Annotated in this window: 12 protein-coding genes; 10 read left to right on the forward strand and 2 right to left on the reverse strand. The window is 72.0% G+C overall.

Annotated elements, in window-relative coordinates; genetic code table 11:
- The 4 genes from B0E53_RS21775 to B0E53_RS21785 all read left to right on the forward strand — a co-directional run.
- Nucleotides 1-2,816, forward strand: a 2,816-nt coding sequence (locus B0E53_RS21775) for a polymorphic toxin-type HINT domain-containing protein (protein ID WP_246835533.1), incomplete at its 5' end; no start/stop codon positions are given.
- A gap of 52 nt (nt 2,817-2,868) precedes the next feature.
- Nucleotides 2,869-3,321: a hypothetical protein gene (locus B0E53_RS37075; protein WP_146167730.1), complete on the forward strand. Its 453-nt coding sequence runs from the start codon at nt 2,869-2,871 to the stop codon at nt 3,319-3,321.
- 81 nt (nt 3,322-3,402) lie between these two features.
- Complete coding sequence (locus B0E53_RS21780; protein ID WP_146167731.1) at nt 3,403-3,870, forward strand: hypothetical protein; 468 nt, start codon at nt 3,403-3,405, stop codon at nt 3,868-3,870.
- Nucleotides 3,871-4,192: 322 nt separating this feature from the next.
- The gene (locus tag B0E53_RS21785) at nt 4,193-6,124 is read left to right on the forward strand and encodes a trypsin-like peptidase domain-containing protein (protein ID WP_107077755.1); all 1,932 of its coding nucleotides are present in this window, start codon (nt 4,193-4,195) and stop codon (nt 6,122-6,124) included.
- A gap of 5 nt (nt 6,125-6,129) precedes the next feature.
- Here the strand turns inward: B0E53_RS21785 and B0E53_RS21790 are convergent, their stop codons facing one another.
- Nucleotides 6,130-6,975, reverse strand: a complete 846-nt coding sequence (locus B0E53_RS21790) for a glycosyltransferase (RefSeq protein WP_246835534.1) — start codon at nt 6,973-6,975, stop codon at nt 6,130-6,132.
- Nucleotides 6,976-7,362: 387 nt separating this feature from the next.
- Between B0E53_RS21790 and B0E53_RS21795 the strand changes: the two genes are divergently transcribed.
- Genes B0E53_RS21795 through B0E53_RS21815 form a run of 5 tightly spaced genes read left to right on the forward strand, consistent with a single transcriptional unit; the run spans nt 7,363 to nt 13,323 of the window.
- Complete coding sequence (locus B0E53_RS21795; RefSeq protein WP_107077756.1) at nt 7,363-8,763, forward strand: hypothetical protein; 1,401 nt, start codon at nt 7,363-7,365, stop codon at nt 8,761-8,763.
- Entirely contained in the window at nt 8,760-9,653 is an 894-nt protein-coding gene (locus B0E53_RS21800; protein ID WP_107077757.1) for a glycosyltransferase, read from the forward strand. The genes B0E53_RS21795 and B0E53_RS21800 overlap by 4 nt, the downstream gene beginning before the upstream one ends.
- Nucleotides 9,634-11,025 carry an oligosaccharide flippase family protein gene (locus tag B0E53_RS21805; RefSeq protein ID WP_107077758.1) on the forward strand — a complete coding sequence of 464 codons (1,392 nt, stop codon included), beginning with the start codon at nt 9,634-9,636 and terminating at the stop codon, nt 11,023-11,025. The genes B0E53_RS21800 and B0E53_RS21805 overlap by 20 nt, the downstream gene beginning before the upstream one ends.
- Nucleotides 11,015-12,181 (forward strand): polysaccharide pyruvyl transferase family protein, encoded by a 1,167-nt coding sequence (locus B0E53_RS21810; protein WP_107077759.1) that lies wholly within the window; start codon nt 11,015-11,017, stop codon nt 12,179-12,181. The genes B0E53_RS21805 and B0E53_RS21810 overlap by 11 nt, the downstream gene beginning before the upstream one ends.
- Complete coding sequence (locus tag B0E53_RS21815) at nt 12,178-13,323, forward strand: endo-1,4-beta-xylanase (protein ID WP_210406171.1); 1,146 nt, start codon at nt 12,178-12,180, stop codon at nt 13,321-13,323. Before B0E53_RS21810 ends, B0E53_RS21815 begins: the two co-directional genes overlap by 4 nt.
- Before the next feature lie 12 nt (nt 13,324-13,335).
- Here the strand turns inward: B0E53_RS21815 and B0E53_RS21820 are convergent, their stop codons facing one another.
- Nucleotides 13,336-14,397, reverse strand: coding sequence for an LCP family protein (locus B0E53_RS21820; RefSeq protein WP_107077760.1), 1,062 nt, complete (start codon nt 14,395-14,397; stop codon nt 13,336-13,338).
- 120 nt (nt 14,398-14,517) lie between these two features.
- On the opposite strand from B0E53_RS21820, the gene B0E53_RS21825 reads away from it, so the two are divergent.
- Nucleotides 14,518-15,351 carry a class I SAM-dependent methyltransferase gene (locus tag B0E53_RS21825; RefSeq protein ID WP_107077761.1) on the forward strand — a complete coding sequence of 278 codons (834 nt, stop codon included), beginning with the start codon at nt 14,518-14,520 and terminating at the stop codon, nt 15,349-15,351.
- Nucleotides 15,352-15,539: the final 188 nt, after the last annotated feature.

A 15,539-nucleotide genomic window follows, 5' to 3' on the forward strand; every position in this document is an offset into this window, starting at 1 on the left:
CCGCGCGTGCGGCCGACCGGGCGTACGCCCTGGCGCAGCAGGCCGCCAAGGCCTCCGACGACGCCTTCCGGTACGCCGAGCAGGCGGTCGCCCACGCCGAGGCTGCCGCGGTCGCGGCGGACCTCGCCGCGGACAAGGCCGGTGAGGCGGCCACCGCCGCCGCGGAGTCGGCGAAGCACGCGGCGGCAGCGGTGGAGGCGGCCAATATCGCCGTTGCCGCAGCCAACCAGGCTGTGCAGCTCGAACAGCTCGCCCGGGACGAGGACGCCGCCCGGCTCGCCGAGGCCACCGAGCAGGGGGTCCAGGCGGCACAGGACGCCGCACTGCTCGATCAGCAGATGAATGCCGACGCAGGTGCGGTCGCGGCCTGGAACCGCAAACTGCTCTGGGACACCGCCGAAGAGGACCGTGTCGATCCCGCGACGCGGAGACTCCTTGATGAAGCGACCGCCTCCGGTGTTTCCGACGCGGTGATGCTCGACCGCGGGCGCCGAGCCGCCCTGGTCCTCATGGAGACCGGCGGAGAGTGGACCAAGGCGGCGGCGTCCGAAGCTGTCACGGGCGGCCTGGTGGAGGTGCGCACCTGGCTGACGCAGGGGCGCGAGTTCGCGGTCGGTCAGGACGACCGGTCACGGGTGTGGCATCTGATCGACACGCTTCCGGACGGGAACGAGAAGACGGCGGCGCAGACCGCCCTGGCCGGTGACGACGCGGCGGTGCAGACGTTCCTGCGGACGCGGAACTACGTGGGGAAGTCGACGGCGGATCGGCTGGCGATCTACAAGATTCTGGAGACCGCCGGCCCGACGCTGAAGACGGCGGCGGAGAAGGCCCTGGCGGGCACCAACGCCGATCGGCACCAGTTCCTGCGCAGCGGCCAGTACCCGCCCCGCACGGCGGACGAGCGGCTCGAAATCTACCGGATCATGGACACCGGCGGTCCGGAGGTGAAGGCGGCTGGACAGGTCGCGCTCGCTGGTCCTCCCTCCTACGTCTCCTACTTCTTGACCACCGGTCGGTATCAGGCGGCGCAGCGCGACTACGAGCAGGCGACTCATGTCTCCGCAGTCCGTGCGCTGATCGTTCAGGCGCAGCAGTACGCCGCTTCCGCTCAGTCGGACGCCGCGGAGGCCAACCGCGTGGCCGCCGTTGCGGCGGGCAAGGCGGCCGAGGCCAACACCTACGCCCAGCAGGCGGCTGCCTCCGCCAACCAGGCGGCCCAGTACGCCACGCAGGCGCAGCAGTCTGCGGCCGAGGCGAAGCAGTCGGCTGACCAGGCGGCTCAGTCCGCCGCGACCGCTCGCAATGCCGCGAACTCCGCGCAAGGCAGCGCCAACAGCGCCGCCAAGTCGGCCGCCACGGCAACAGCGGCCGCCCAGCGGGCCAAGTTCGATGCCGAGGCCGCCTACCGAGCCAGGGCCGATGCCGCGAGGGCCGCTTCTGCTGCCGGTGCCGACGCGATTGCCGCCCAACTCGCCGCCAACGAGGCGGCGGCAATCTACACCGAGAAGCTCAAGCAGTTCGAGGCGCAGCAGAGGAGCACGGCGAGCGGGACCGGTCCGAATGGCACCGGCACCGCCGCCGAGGGCTTCAAGACCTGGAGCTGCCTTGTCCCGGACTCCGCGCTGTCCACGCAGTGCCTCTCGGTCTACAAGGACTTCGCCACCTCGGTGATCAATCCGGCGAAGTGCAGCGCGCCGGCCAACAGCAACTCGGCCGGTTGCGTCATGCTCTCGGACCTCAAGAGCTTCGTCGACAAGAACCCGGACCTGCTGCTCGACATGCTCCAGTTCGTCCTCGGGATGTGTGGTCTCATCCCTGGTGCCGGCGAAGCATGTGATGCGGTTGACGCGGCGATCTCGTTCAAACGAGGCGACTGGGTTGGTGGCCTGCTTTCGTTGGGGGCGACCATTCCGGTGGTCGGTTACCTCGGGAGCGGCCTGAAGGGCCTCAAGAACTCCGACAAGCTACGCAATATCCAGAATGTTGTGGAGGCTCTCGCCAAGGGCTGCAAGACGAGCAGTTTCACCCCCGGCACGCCGGTCCTCCTCGCCAACGGTCAGCACAAGCCGATCGAAGAGGTGGAGGTCGGCGATGAGGTGCTGGCCACCGATCCGGTCTCCCATCTGACGGCCGGCAAGGCGGTGACCGCGACCATCACCACGTACGGCGCCAAGACGCTTGTGAAGCTCGACGTCGACATTGACGGCGACGGCGGGGAGCGCACCGCCACCATCACGGCTACGCACAACCATCCGTTCTGGGTCCCGGCTCTCAAGGCATGGATTCCCGCCGAGGCGCTGCAACCGGGGCAGTGGCTCCAGACCTCGGCCGGTACGTGGGTCTCCGTCAAGGCTGTCGCCAGCCGGACCGAGCTGGCTCGGGTCTACAACCTCAGTGTCGCGGACCTCCACACGTACCACGTCGGTGCCGGCTCCGTTGATGTCCTGGTCCACAACTGCGGAACAGGGACGGTGTGGGACGCCATCAGGGGCACTCAGCCCAACTACCCGGGCACCGAGCTGCCGAAGTCCTTCGAGCTGAGTCTCGATGCCGCCGAGGTCTGGGTCCACCCGAACGCGACCGAGCACATCGCGGAATACGCGAACGGGTTAATCAAGAGCGGTCACGGCCCGGAGCAGGTCAAGGTGGCGGTGCAGGCTCAGCTGTCCAGCCTGCAGGCGGCGGTGAATGAAGCGACCAAGAACGGAGTGCCGCTGAACCAGATGATGGTGGTGGGCGACTGGGAGCTCGAGTTCTCCAAGCGGGCGACGGATCGGCTGCCGGCCGTGAAGCACGCACGTTATCTCGGCTAGGAGTTTGCGCGTGTTGAGAGTTCTTGGCGCCGCACCCTGCCAAGGGGCCGTGGTGGAGGCTGACGCCTATATCCCCTTGAAGGTCTCGTTCGACGTGACCCAGGGTGGTCAGCCGCTGTACCTGCGCCTCCGCGGCGAGCTCGGAGGCGAGGCCGAGCTGAAAATCGATCCGGTGTCGGGAGCGCTCGTGCAGGTAACGGTGATCGATCCACCGCCGGAGGTCGACCACGCGCCCGCAGCCACTTCTACATCAGAGTCCGAAAATTGTGTCCCAGTGCTGGACAGGTACCTGTGGCCGTGGAAGCGGACGCCCGATTACGAGGAGCCTGTGCGGCGTGTGATTCATCAAGCTGCCCACCTGGGAATGTCTGGGAACCAGCAACCGAGCTACGTCGAGTTCTCGACTGGTCGAGCAGTCGGCTCCTACCGATGTGGCCCCGTCGTGTTCGGTGTTTCCGCACAGGAAGAACTGGTCAACATGGTGATCCTTTCTGGCGAAAGATGATCTTCAGGCCGGGGCCGTGCCCGCAGTTTTGCAAGTCGTGATTACCAGAGGGGAACAATGAAGAAGACGCCATGGCTCGGGTTGGCCGCGGTCGCGGCCGGAGCGGCTGTAATCGTTCCGGCCACCATGTCGACGGCGGCTGACACACAGCCGTCGCTGGAGGAGGACTTCAACTACCCTGGGGCCGCGAAGATCCTGGCGGACCACGGGCTCAAGCTCTACAAGGGTGACGGCCACATCATGTGGACCGCCAGTCGTTCGATGGACGACGACATCCAGTGCGCGGCGGGCGAGATCCAGGTGGAACAGATCGTCGATTTCGCCGGCACCTTCCACTGCTTCAAGATTCTCGGCGCGACCGGCTACCTGACCCTGGAGATTCCGGGGACCTTCGGTATCCGCGGCGGGACGGAGACCGTGGAGGCAACCGCCAACCTGCCCGAGGGGCAGGAGAAGTTCACCATCCCGCCGAACCAGTCGGTGCCGATCCGGCCGGGCACCGGTAGTGAGCCGCCGCAGGCGGTTCTCGTCGAAATCCGGGTGAACTGAGTCGCAGGGCCAGGCGCATCTTCGGCGGGCCGCCACCGTACCGGTGGCGAGTAAAGGCCGGCTCGGACGTCCTCCACCGGGAGTTGTCCGAAGGGCTGAGCTTCGCCGAGTCCCTGGGCATCAGCCGTAGCGACTGAGCGAGAGAACGGCCGGTGACAGGCGGTGCGCTGCCTGCCACCCGTTTCGCGTATGGCGCTGCCCGGCGGGAGCCGTGAGGTCCGGGCGGACCGGAAGTCCCCTGTCGGGGCCACCCACTGGCGGGCGAACGGGCGGGCACCCGCTCTGTACTATCCGCACGGCGGGTGAGCAGAGGAGATGTGGCATGCAGCCGGTTGGTCCGTACAGGTTCACCGAGGCGCTCGGCGTGTGCCAGGTGGGCACGGCGTGGTGGGCCATCGACGGGCAGGACCGGCTGGTGACCGTGGCGGTGCTGGACGGCGCCGCGGCGACGGACCAGCCGTGGCGGGAGGCGTTCACCAACGCGGCGAACGCCATGGCGCACAGCCCCGACGGGCAGCGCTACGTCAACGCCGACTTCGCCGCCGCCAAGCCCTGGGTGGCGTACCCCTCGGAGGAGGGGATGGGCGCCCAGCGGCTGTTCCGGACCCTCGGCATGGAGCTGCACCCGGCAGAGGCGGAGGCGGACGTTCTGATCCCCGCCACCGGCACGGTCGCCAACCCGCCGCAGCCGGTCTCCGGTGCGCCGGTCTCCGGCACCCCGACCCCGACCTCGGGAGCCCCGCTGCCCTGGGCCATGCACGCCGCCGTGCCGGCGCACCAACAGGTGCCGCAGCAGCCGGTGCCGCACCGGCAGGCGCCGCAGCCGGTCGTGCCGCAGCAGCAGCCCGTCGAGGCCGCGCCGATCTCGCCGGCGCGGCCGGTCCCGCCCGCCGACGCGCCGCTGGCCGACCCGTTCGCCGATCCGGTGCGGCGCATCCAGCCCGTGTCGCAGCCCGCGCGCCGGCGGGTCCCGACCGTGGCCCTCGTGGCCGTCCTGGCCGTCCTGGTCATCGCCGTCGGCACCGGCGCCCTGCTCTGGGCGAACTCGGGTGACGAGGACTCGCCGTCCGGACCCGACCCGGCGACCAGCTTCGCGACGGCCGCGCCGGCGGCGTCGGCCGCCGTTCCGGGGCTCAGGCCCTGGACGCAGGCCGCGCCGTACAGCGCCGAGGAGCGCGCGCTCGCGATCGCCGCTCCGTCGCTGGTCTTCGTCGAGGCCAGCTTCACCGGCATGCTGCGGGACGCGAAGAGCAACGCGCCGATCAGCCCCACCCCCGTCACGTTCAAGCGGCGCTGCTCCGGCTTCGTGGTGAACGCCGACGGGATGGTGGTCACCAACGGCCAGTGTGTCCGGCCGACCGACGACTCGGCCCGCGAGCGGGCCCTCTACACGCTGGGCCGGATCCTCGTCGACCAGAAGCGGCTCACCGCGGCCGGCCTCGACGGGTACGTCCGGACCAAGCTGGCCACCACCCGGTTCACCGGCACCGACCCGGCCTCGCCCTTCACCAGCCAGGTCTCCGGCCAGTTCAACGTGGCCCGGGGCGACCTGGCCGCCAGTCCGGCGGTCCCCGGCCAGGTGGTCCGGGTGCTCGAACCGGACGCCGGCAACCTGGCTGTGGTCAAGCTCTCCCAGGCCAAGCTGCCCGCCGTGGAGCTGGGCCCGGCGGAGGGCCCCGGCCCGGGCAGCGTGCTGCTGCTCCTCGGCTACCAGACCACCGACACCGCCTTCCGGGGCGCCCGGTTCACCGTCGAGTCCAAGGTGGTGCAGGTGACCGGGACCGGCGACCAGGGCAGCGTCGCCGTCCAGCGGGTCAACGACGACATTGGGATCTACTCGCACGGCGGCATCGCGGTGGACACCGCCGGCCGGGTGGTCGGCGTGGTGGACAGCGACCGGGCGGCCGACGGTGGCGCGAACCGGGCCCTCGTGCCGGTCTCCGCCGCCACGAGCCTGCTCGGCGAGGCGGGCGTGAGCAACAGCCTCTCCGACGCCGACCGGCTCTACCGCACCGGGCTCGACGCCTGGTTCACCGGGCGCAGCGGCACGGCGGTGTCCCATCTCGCCGCGGTCGCGGAGGCCGAGCCGACCAACCTTCTCGCGCAGGCGTACCGGCAGAGCGCCGCCGACCGGGAGAAGCTGGCGGCCGACGAGCCGAACCCCTCGGCGCTGCCGGCGGTCATCTTCGCGGCGCTCGGCGGTGCGCTGGTGGTCGGGCTGCTCGCCCTGCTGCTGCGCCGACGCCAGCGCTGACCCGGTCAGCGGGTGGAGTTGTCCCGGCCCCAGCCGTCGCGCGGGTGGCGGCGGGCCTGCGCCGCCGCGACCAGGGTCAGCGTGACGTAGACCGCGGCCGCCGGAACCAGCCACGGCCGCGGCAGGACCACGTCCCGCAGCCAGGACGAGCGCGCCGAGGGCCGCACCCCCTCGTGACTGGCCCGCAGCATGGTGTTGCCGGCCCGCACCCGGGCCAGGGTGCGGACCAGGTCCGGTGTCCGGCGCGGCGCCTGCACGTACGAGGTCGCCCCGGACACCTCGCTCTTCTCGGCCGAGGTGAACAGCGAGTCGAGGAACATGTCGTCGGCGATCTCGCCCGGGAAGGTGTCGAACCGGGCCCGGCCGGCCGCGGACAGGCCCACCGTGCCGCGGCCGAAGAGCGCGTCGCCGAAGATGGGCAGCCGGGTGCTGATCGCGTAGTAGGCCCGCACGGGCAGGGAACGTCCGGTGGTGACCATCGCCCGCTGCGGGGTCACCGCGAGCGGCGGTGACCCGTCGGCGGTCAGCGCCTCGGCCATCCGCCGCAACGCACCCGGGCTGAGCACCACGTCCGCGTCCAGGTAGAAGCGGGGGAAGCCGCGCGCCACCGCGTCGCCCGCGTTCAATGCCCGGGCCTTCCCGGCCTCCGCCAGCTCCACCACGCGTACGCCGGGGCGCGCGGCGGCGACCTCGGCCGTGGCGTCGGTGCAGCCGTTGGCGACCACGACCACGTCCAACTCGCCCGGCTCGGCGTCGGCGAGCAGCGCGTCCAGGCAACCGCCGATCACCGTCGCCTCGTTGTGCGCGGCGATCACCACGCTGATCGTCTTGGGCTCGGCCGGTCCGTGCACCTGTCCACACTTCCGCGAGGGGGCGGTGGCCGGGCCCGTGCGTCGCGCGGCCGGCCGTGATCGGCTGTCAGCTTGCCGGACCGGTCGCGCCGACCGCAAGGCGGCTCCACGTATCGGGCAGCGGCACCGTCATGGTGATGTGTCCGATGAACCGGACCCGTCCGATGTGCTGCTCAGCGCCCCACTCGAAGGGGCCGGATGCGGTATGGACCACGTTGTTCGGGGCATCGCGGGCTCCTGCTCCGCTGATATCGTCCTCCTGTTTCGAGCCTGACCCAGATCGTCCGGACAGGACGGTGGTCAGGTGTAGCCATTGCCGCCGCCATCGGGACCGACCGCACCGGCGGTAGTTGTGGTGGCGACAGACCTTGGGAGACGCACGCCCTGATGGAGACCCTGACCCAGCCGGCCCGGGATCCCGCACCGGGCGCCGCGTCGTCGGACGCCCCGGCGACCCGGATCGAGCGCCTCGCCCGCCACGCGGTCACCGGGGCGCTGGCGCTGGTCGCGGTCAAGCCGCTGCTCGACGTCGGCGAGTCGAAGGCCGGTGACGCGCTCGACGTCGGCGTCGTCGTCACGGTGCTGGGCGCGTTGCTCATGCTGGGCGCGCTCGCGGCGGTGGTGTACACCGGCCGCCGGCTGCCCGCCCGCCCGCTGCTCTACATGCTGGTGGCGCTGGTCGCGATGCTCGTCATGTCCGGCATCGACTACCTGGCGGTGCCGGCCCGGGAGGACCTGCTCGAACTCTTCGACGTCCGCCGCTACTCGATCTACGGCCCGCACCTGGAGCCCACCTCGGCCATTCCCGCCGAGGCGCTGCGCCTGGTCGTCGGCTTCGCCCCGCTGGCCCTGCTCGGTCTCGCGCTGCTGCGCCCGGGCTGGCTCCGCTCCCGACGGCTCGCGCTGGTCGCGGGCGTGGTGGTGGCCGCCGCGGTGGTGCACTGCGTACTGGCCTGGCTCCAGGTGGCCGGGGTGCTCCCGTACTCGTTCTACTTCGAGCTGCCCGGACAGAAGATCGGCCGGGCCTCCGGTGGCTACTACCACCCGATGTCGCTCGGCCGGCTGCTCATGTTCGCGGTGTTCCTGATCTACGTGCTCGGCGACCGGCTGCGGGTGCGCGCCGCGGTGCGCTACGCCCTCATCGTTCTCTTCGTCGCCACCGGGATCGTCTCGCTGCACCGCTTCACCATCGTCTGCCTGGCCGTCATCGTCGTCGCCTTCGAGGCGCGGCGGCTGCGCGGCTGGCGGACCGGCATGACGCGCCGGCGGCTCCCGCTGGCCGTCGGGGCGGCGGTGGTCGTGGTGGCCGCCGCGGCCGGGGCGCTGTCCAGTGCCACCGTCCGCAACAAGGCCCACGTCACCCTCACCGAGGTGGGGTCGCTCGACGTCCGCTCCGACACGTTCATGCACGGTCGGGGCGCGATCTGGAACGACGTGGCCGAGATCCTGCACCGGTCCCCGCTGGACGTGTGGCTGTTCGGCTTCGGCTACGAGCCGTGGGACATGCACAACGACTGGCTGCGGGTGCTGGTCATCTGGGGCGTGGTCGGCGTGGGGCTGACCATCGCCGTCCTGGTGGGGCTCTACCGCCTGATCCGGGCCCGGCTCAGCCCGGCCGGGCGGCTGCCGCTGGCCGTGCTCTACGCCACGCTCGTCCTCTTCGGACTGACCCAGAAGCCGCTGGCCTACCCGTACTTCCTCTGGCTCTTCGTCTTCGGTGCGGTGCTGCTGATCAGCATCGACCGGGAGACGACCCCGGCGGCGGAGGAAGGCGGGGACACTCGATGAGCTTCTGGCCGCCGGCCCCCCTGCGGGAGCACGGGGTGGAGCTGTCCGGCGGGATCCAGGGTGTCGGGCGGCCCCGCCACCTGCCCCAGCCGGCCGAGGCGCCGCGCGTGGTCCCCACCTTCTCGGTGTGCATCGTCGTCCGGGACCGGGCCGTGCTGCTGGTCAACGCCGTCCGCAGCGTGCTCGCGAACAACTTCCCCGACTTCGAGGTGGTCGTCGTGGACGACGGCTCGCAGGTGCCGGTCACCCGCGTGCTGGGCGAGGCGATGCTCTCCGCGGACGGCCGGGTCCGGGTGTTCACGCAGCCGCCCAGCGGCATCGCGCAGGCGCGCAACATGGCGCTGCGGATGGCGACCGGCCGCTACGTCACCGTGCTCGACTCCGACGACGAGCTTTCCGCCGACGCGCTTGCCCGGCTGCACCACCTGTTGGCCACCACCGGGGCGCACTGGGTCTACACCGACTACCGCGAGGTGAGCGGGGCCCGGGCGCGCACGATCCGGCTACCCGAGTACCGGACCCCCCGCCGGATGCTGCTCGGCGTGCTGACCCGGCCGCGGCTGCCGTTCAAGCACTCCGGCACCACCATCGACCGCCGGGTAATCGACCGGATCGGCGGCTACGACGAGAGCTTCCGGCTCTTCGAGGACATCGAGCTGGTGCTGCGGGCGCTGCGTGCCGGCGTACACCCGCGCCGGCTGGCCCATCCCATCGTGCTGTTCCGGCGCCACGACGGCAACGTGACCCGGGGCCGGATGGGCGGCCTGGGGTTCTGGTTCCGCCTGGTGGACATGTACCGGCCGTCCGCGGTGCCGGGAGCCGGCCTGGGCATAAAGGCCCTGCGTGCCCTGAGTGAAGCGGGGAAGTGGCTTGTCACCCTCGGCCGTTGAGCTGCCCGCCGACCGTCCCGTCCGGTCCCGACGCGACAACCGGCTCGTCGCCATGCTGGTGCACCTCGGGATGCTGGGGCTCAGCCAGGTCGGGGTGACCGTCGCCGCGTTCGCCACCCAGGTCCTGCTGGCCCGCAGCCTGTCGCAGGCCGCGTTCGGCACGTTCACGGCCGCCCTCGCCCTGATCTCGCTGACCGCCCCGCTGGCCGTGTTCGGCGTGTCCGAGCTGTGGTTGCAGCAGTTCGGCCAGCGGGGCGCCGAGGCGTACCGCTGGGTCGGGCCCTCCGTGCGGGTGGTCGCGGCATGCTCCGCCCTGATCGTCGCGGTGGTGCTGCTGTGGGGTTTCGGGGCGCTTCCCGACCCGCGGGCGGCGACCGTCCGGGTGCTGCTGGCCGCCGTGGTGGTCGCGCAGGCCGCCCTGGGCCTGGTCGCGTCGGTGCAACAGTTGCGGGGCGACTACCGGGGGCTGTCGGCGCTCCAGTTCGCACCGCACCTGGGGCGGGTGCTGGTGGTGCTCGCGGTGTGGGCCGCGGGCCTGGGCGTGGTCGCCGCGGCGGCCGGGTACGCCGTCGTCGCTCTGCTGACCGTGGTGGCCTGCCTGGCGGTGATGCGCCCGTTCCTGCGCGGTGTCATGCCGCTGGAGGGGCATGTCCGGGCCGGCGCCCCGCTGTCGCCGGACCGGCCGGTGGCGGTGCGCGACGTGCTGGGCGGTGCGCTGCCGTTCGTGCTGGGCAACGTCTTCTACCTGCTGGGCATGTACCTCGGGACGGTGGTGGCCGGCGAGTTCCTCAGCCCCGAGGCGGCCGCACTGCTGTCCGTGCCGATGTCCGTGCTGGCCGCCGTCTACCTGGTCCCGCGGGTCGTCTACCAGCAGTACTTCCTCGCCAAGCTGCACCGCTGGGCCGGCTCCGATCGGGACGCCATCCTGCTGGCCTACCGCTACGGCGGCGCCGGGATGGTGCTGCTCGGGGCGGTGGTCGCGGCGCTCGTGGCGGTGGCCGCCGGCCCGGTGCTGCCCGTGCTGCTCGGTGCCGAGTACGCCGACTCGGCCACCGTGCTCGCCGTGCTGGCCCTGGCCATCCCGTTCCGCTTCGGCGGCGCCGCCGTGGCGTCCCTGCTCACCAGCGGTGGCCTCCTCCGGCGCAAGGTCGCCTACCAGGGCGTCGGCGCGGCCGTCTACCTGGCCGCGCTGGCCGTGGCGATACCGGCGTGGGGCATCATGGGGGCCGCGACGGCCACCGTCGTCGCCGAGATCGCGCTCTGCTGTCTCTTCTGGGTCGCGGTGCGCCGGCGGGTGGTCGCCGGTGCCACGCTGCCGTCCTGGCGGGACGTCCGGCGCCGCCTCACCGGGGAGGAGTCCCGTGCGTCCTGAGCCAGCGCCCGCCGCCCGCAGTCCACTCGTCGTCGGCTACTACGGCATGGACAACGTCGGGGACAACGCCTTCTGCGTGGTCGTGGACTGGGCGCTCCGGGCGTACTGGGGCTCCGCGGCGCCGGTCTTCGCGGCGCCGCCGCTGGTGGATTTGCCCGGCGACCGCACCGGCATGGACCCCCGCTGGTACGTGCGCGGCGGGGTGACCGGCCGCGCCGGCACCCTGCTCAACAAGGCCGCCCTGCTCCGGCGCTCCTCCATGGTGGTCTTCGGTGGTGGGTCGGTGTTCCGGGAGATGGGCCCGCTCAGCGAGAAGAAGCTCTTCTCGTTCTTCTCCCGGGTGTCCGGGCACCCGATGGCCGCCCTCGGTGTCTCGGTCGGGCCCTTCCTGTCACCGGTCGCCGAGCGGCGGCTGCTCGACGTGCTGCGCCGGATCGACTTCATCGGGGTGCGCGACCTCGCCTCCGCGGACATTCTCCGGGGCGCCGGCCATCCGGGCCTGCTGGTGCCCGCCGGGGATCTGGCCGGCCTGCTCCCCGAGGCGCTCGGCGAACCCGTCCCAGCTCGGACGCCCCGGCGGACGCGGCGGGCCCGCCTGGGCGTGACCCTGCTCGGCGTGGATTACGAGGCCGGGGACGAGGAGTCCCGGCGGCGCGAGGACGTACTGATCGAGGGGGTCCGCGCCCTGGTCCTCAAGGAGCCGGTGGATGTCACCGTCTTCGTCTTCAACACCCACCCGGTGCACGGGGACGAGCGGGTCAGCCAGCGGTTGCGCGCCGCCGTCGAAGGGCTCTGCGACGTCCGCGTCGTCACCGCCCGGGACGGCGTACGCGCGTGCTGGGACGAGATGAAGCGGTGCGACCTGGGCCTGCACATGCGGCTGCACGGCGCCGTCTTCGCCTACCTGGCCGGGGTTCCGTTCACGCTGGTGCCGTACCAGAAGAAGTGCGACGACTTCCTGGACGAGATCGCCCAGCCGGCGTCGCTGCGACTCGGCCGGGTCCCGCGCGACCCGGCGGAGGTGACCCGAATACTGACCGCCATGCTCACCGACGACGCGGTGCCCGGCCTGTCCCGGGTGGCCTTCGCCGACCGTGCCCGGCTGAACTTCACCCGCGCGCCGTGGGCGCTCGGCGCCGAGCCGTCCCCGCGGTGACCGGCGATGTTCCTCGCGCCACCAGGCACACCCCGCTGCTCGCGGTCACCCTGGCGGTCAGCGCCGTCCTGCTCGCCGCACTGGTGGTGGTCGCCGCGAGCGGCCACGGCCGCTCCCGAGGCCTGTCCGCCGCCGGCTCGCCGACGCCCTCGCCACCGGCTGCCACACCGGAGCGCGACAAGCTGCGCGACCTGATGCCGTCCGGGGTGCGGATCGGCACCGCCATCGACGGGCGCGCGCTCAGCCTCGACTCCACCTACCGGGACGTGCTGGCCGCCGAGTTCGACACGGTGACCGCCGAGAACGCGATGAAGTGGCGCAACCTGGAGCCCTCGGAGGGGGTCAACACCTGGGTCGGCGCGGACCAGCTCGTCGACTTCGCCCAGCGGAACCGCCAGTCCGTCTACGGCCACACGCTGGTCTGGCACAACGACGTGCCGCAGTGGGTGTCGCCGGACTGGTCGCCGGAGCGGCTGCGGGCCGTGCTCCGTGCGCACGTCACCGCCGTCGTCTCCCGCTACCGGGACCGGGTGTGGGCCTGGGACGTGGTCAACGAGGCGCTCGACGAGGACGGCTCGCTACGGGACACGCTGTGGCTGCGCAAGCTCGGTCCCGGCTACATCGCCGACGCGTTCCGCTGGGCCCACGCCGCCGACCCGGGTGCCCGCCTGTTCATCAACGACTACGGGACGGAGGCGCAGACCCCCAAGGCCGCTGCCCTGCTGAAGCTGGTCCGGGGCCTGCGCGCCCAGGGAGTGCCGGTGGACGGGGTGGGCTTCCAGGCCCACCTGGAGTCGGACCGGCCGCCCACGGGTCTCGCCGCCAACCTGCGCCGCTTCGCCGCTCTCGGCGTCTCCGTCGCGATCACCGAACTCGACGTCCGGGTGAAGCTGCCGGCCGGCCCGGAGAAGCTGCGCCAGCAGGCGGCCGTCTACCGCGACGTCCTGGCTGCCTGCCTGTCCCTGCCGGCCTGCGTGTCGCTGACCGTGTGGGGCTTCACCGACGCACGGAGCTGGATCCCCGGCTACCACCGCGGCTACGGGGTGGCGTGCCTGCTGGATGCCCAGTACCGGCCGAAGCCGGCACACGCGGCCATGATCGAACTGCTCGGCAGCAGGCATCCGCGTGGGCCGGGCGCCTGACCGCCGAGCGGGTCACCGCTGGGCGCTGCCCACGATCTCCTTGACCGCGTCGCGGCGCACCGCGTCGTAGAAGGTGCGCACCTTCGCCGGGTCCGGGAACACCACGCTCTCGGTGCCGACCCGACCGGTGCCCTTCGTCGGGCTGGTGAAGAAGAACAGGTTGCCGCCCCGCAGGTTGCGCAGGTCGCCAGCCATGTCGAGCAGGGACATCCCCTTGTCGACCGACACCGCGGCTGAGGACGCCCTGACGAAGTCGTTCAGCTTGCCGGGATTGGTGAGGATGCCGCCGGAGGCGGCCCGGTCGAGGATGGCCCGGATCACCTGCTGCTGGTGCCGGATCCGGGCGAAGTCGCCGTCCGGGAACTGCTTGCGCTGCCGCGACCAGTCCAGGGCCGTCTCGCCGTCCATGTGCTGCACACCCTTGGCGAACTTCCGGAACGGCGGGTGGATCGAGGTGAACTCCCGCTCGGAGTCGATGTCGACGCCGCCGATCGCGTCGATGATGTCCTTGAACCCGGCGAAGTCGACGATGGCCACGTGGTCGATCCGGACCCCGGTGAACTGCTCGACGGTCTGCACCATCAGCGGCACCCCACCCCACGCGTACGCCGCGTTGATCTTCGCGTCGCGGTCGCCGTGCTGGCCGTCCTTCGAGCGCGGCACGTGCACCCAGGTGTCCCGCGGGATGGAGACCAGCTCGGCGCTCTTCCGGTCCTTCGGCAGGTGGGCCACGATGATCGTGTCCGACCGGGAACCGGTGGTGTTCTCCGGGTCCCGCGAGTCGCTGCCCAGGATCATGATGTTCATGGCGCCCTTGGCGGCGACGGGCGGGCGCGCCTCCTGCGGCACGCCCTGGAAGGCGTCGACCCGCTCGATGCGGGAATCGACGGAGCGCAGGTAGAGGAACCCGCCGCCCACGCCGCCGCCGACGAGCAGCACCACCACCAGCAGCACGATCAGGGCGACGCGCCGCCCGCGCCGCCGACGCGGGCGCGGGGTCGCCTCCTCGCCGGTCCGGTCCACCTCGGACGGCGCGTCCGACTCCGGGTCGACGGTCTGCTGGGCATCTGGCATGCGCGCGATGCTACTGACTCACGCTCCGTCACGCCGACCCTCGTCCGACCGGCCAGCCTCCGCCACCCGTTCGGCGCTTTCCTCCTCAACCGTCACCCCGAACCTGGTACAACGGCACGGGTGGATGCAACGAAGCTCCGTCGGGCCATCGCCCGGACCCGGCTGGCACCGGTCGCCGCCTTCCCCAAGCGCCTGGCCCGGGTGGCCCGGCACGACGCCCGGGTGCTGCGCACCTCCGCCCGATGGTTGCTCACCTCCCGGGAGCACCACAACTACACGTACGAGCTGACCAAGCTCAGCCGGCACCACCTGGCCTGGTTCGTCAGCGTGACCTGCGAGGTCCCCGTGGGGCAGGTGCGCGGCTGGTTCGCCGAGATCGAAGGCGACGACAAGCTGCGCGCCCACATCGAGGCCGCCACCGCCGCCGCCTCCCGCCGCGGCCTGGCCGACCGGCAGGTCCGCTACGCCCGCCGGATCGGCTGGTACGCCATCGTCCGCGCCCGCAAACCCGCACACGTCGTGGAGACCGGGGTGGACAAGGGCCTCGGCAGCTGCGTCCTGGCCGCCGCCCTGCTCCGCAACGCCGCCGAGGGCCACCCCGGCCGGCTCACCTCGCTCGACATCAACCCCGAGGCCGGCTACCTGGCCCGGGCCACCCCGTGGGCCGACGTGGTCGACCTCGTCATCGGCGACTCGGTCGCCTCGATCGGCGCGCTCGAACGGCCGGTCGACCTCTTCCTGCACGACAGCGACCACAGCCGGGTGCACGAACGCAGCGAGTTCGAGGCGGTCGAACCGAAGCTCGCCCCCGGCGCCGTGCTGCTCACCGACAACGTCACGGCCACCAACGTCCTCGCCGAGCACGCCGAACGGACCGGCCGGCGGTTCCTCGCGTACCGGGAGACCCCCGCCGGGCACTGGTACCCGGGCGACGGCATCGGCGTCGCCTGGTGACGGTCCGCGCCACGTGCCCGGCGGCCATGAGCCCGTCTTAGCTTTCGCTTAGCCCGCTTGTCCGGCACCCCACCGGTCCGGCAGCATCGACCGGCGTGACCGACGGCAGCGCTCCCAGCCGCCCGCCCCCCGCCGGGGACGGGCACCGGCCCACCCGGGCCGGCCGCCGCCGTGCCCCGACCGGCCCC

The sequence above is a fragment of the Micromonospora sp. MH33 genome (assembly GCF_003013775.1).
Taxonomy (GTDB): domain Bacteria; phylum Actinomycetota; class Actinomycetes; order Mycobacteriales; family Micromonosporaceae; genus Micromonospora; species Micromonospora fulviviridis.

Coding starts and splice junctions, on each gene's coding strand:
- B0E53_RS21800 (WP_107077757.1), top strand. CDS start 8,760: ATGAGCTTCTGGCCGCCGGCCCCCCTGCGGGAGCACGGGGTGGAGCTG.
- B0E53_RS21785 (WP_107077755.1), top strand. CDS start 4,193: ATGCAGCCGGTTGGTCCGTACAGGTTCACCGAGGCGCTCGGCGTGTGC.
- B0E53_RS21820 (WP_107077760.1), bottom strand. CDS start 14,397: ATGCCAGATGCCCAGCAGACCGTCGACCCGGAGTCGGACGCGCCGTCC.
- B0E53_RS21795 (WP_107077756.1), top strand. CDS start 7,363: ATGGAGACCCTGACCCAGCCGGCCCGGGATCCCGCACCGGGCGCCGCG.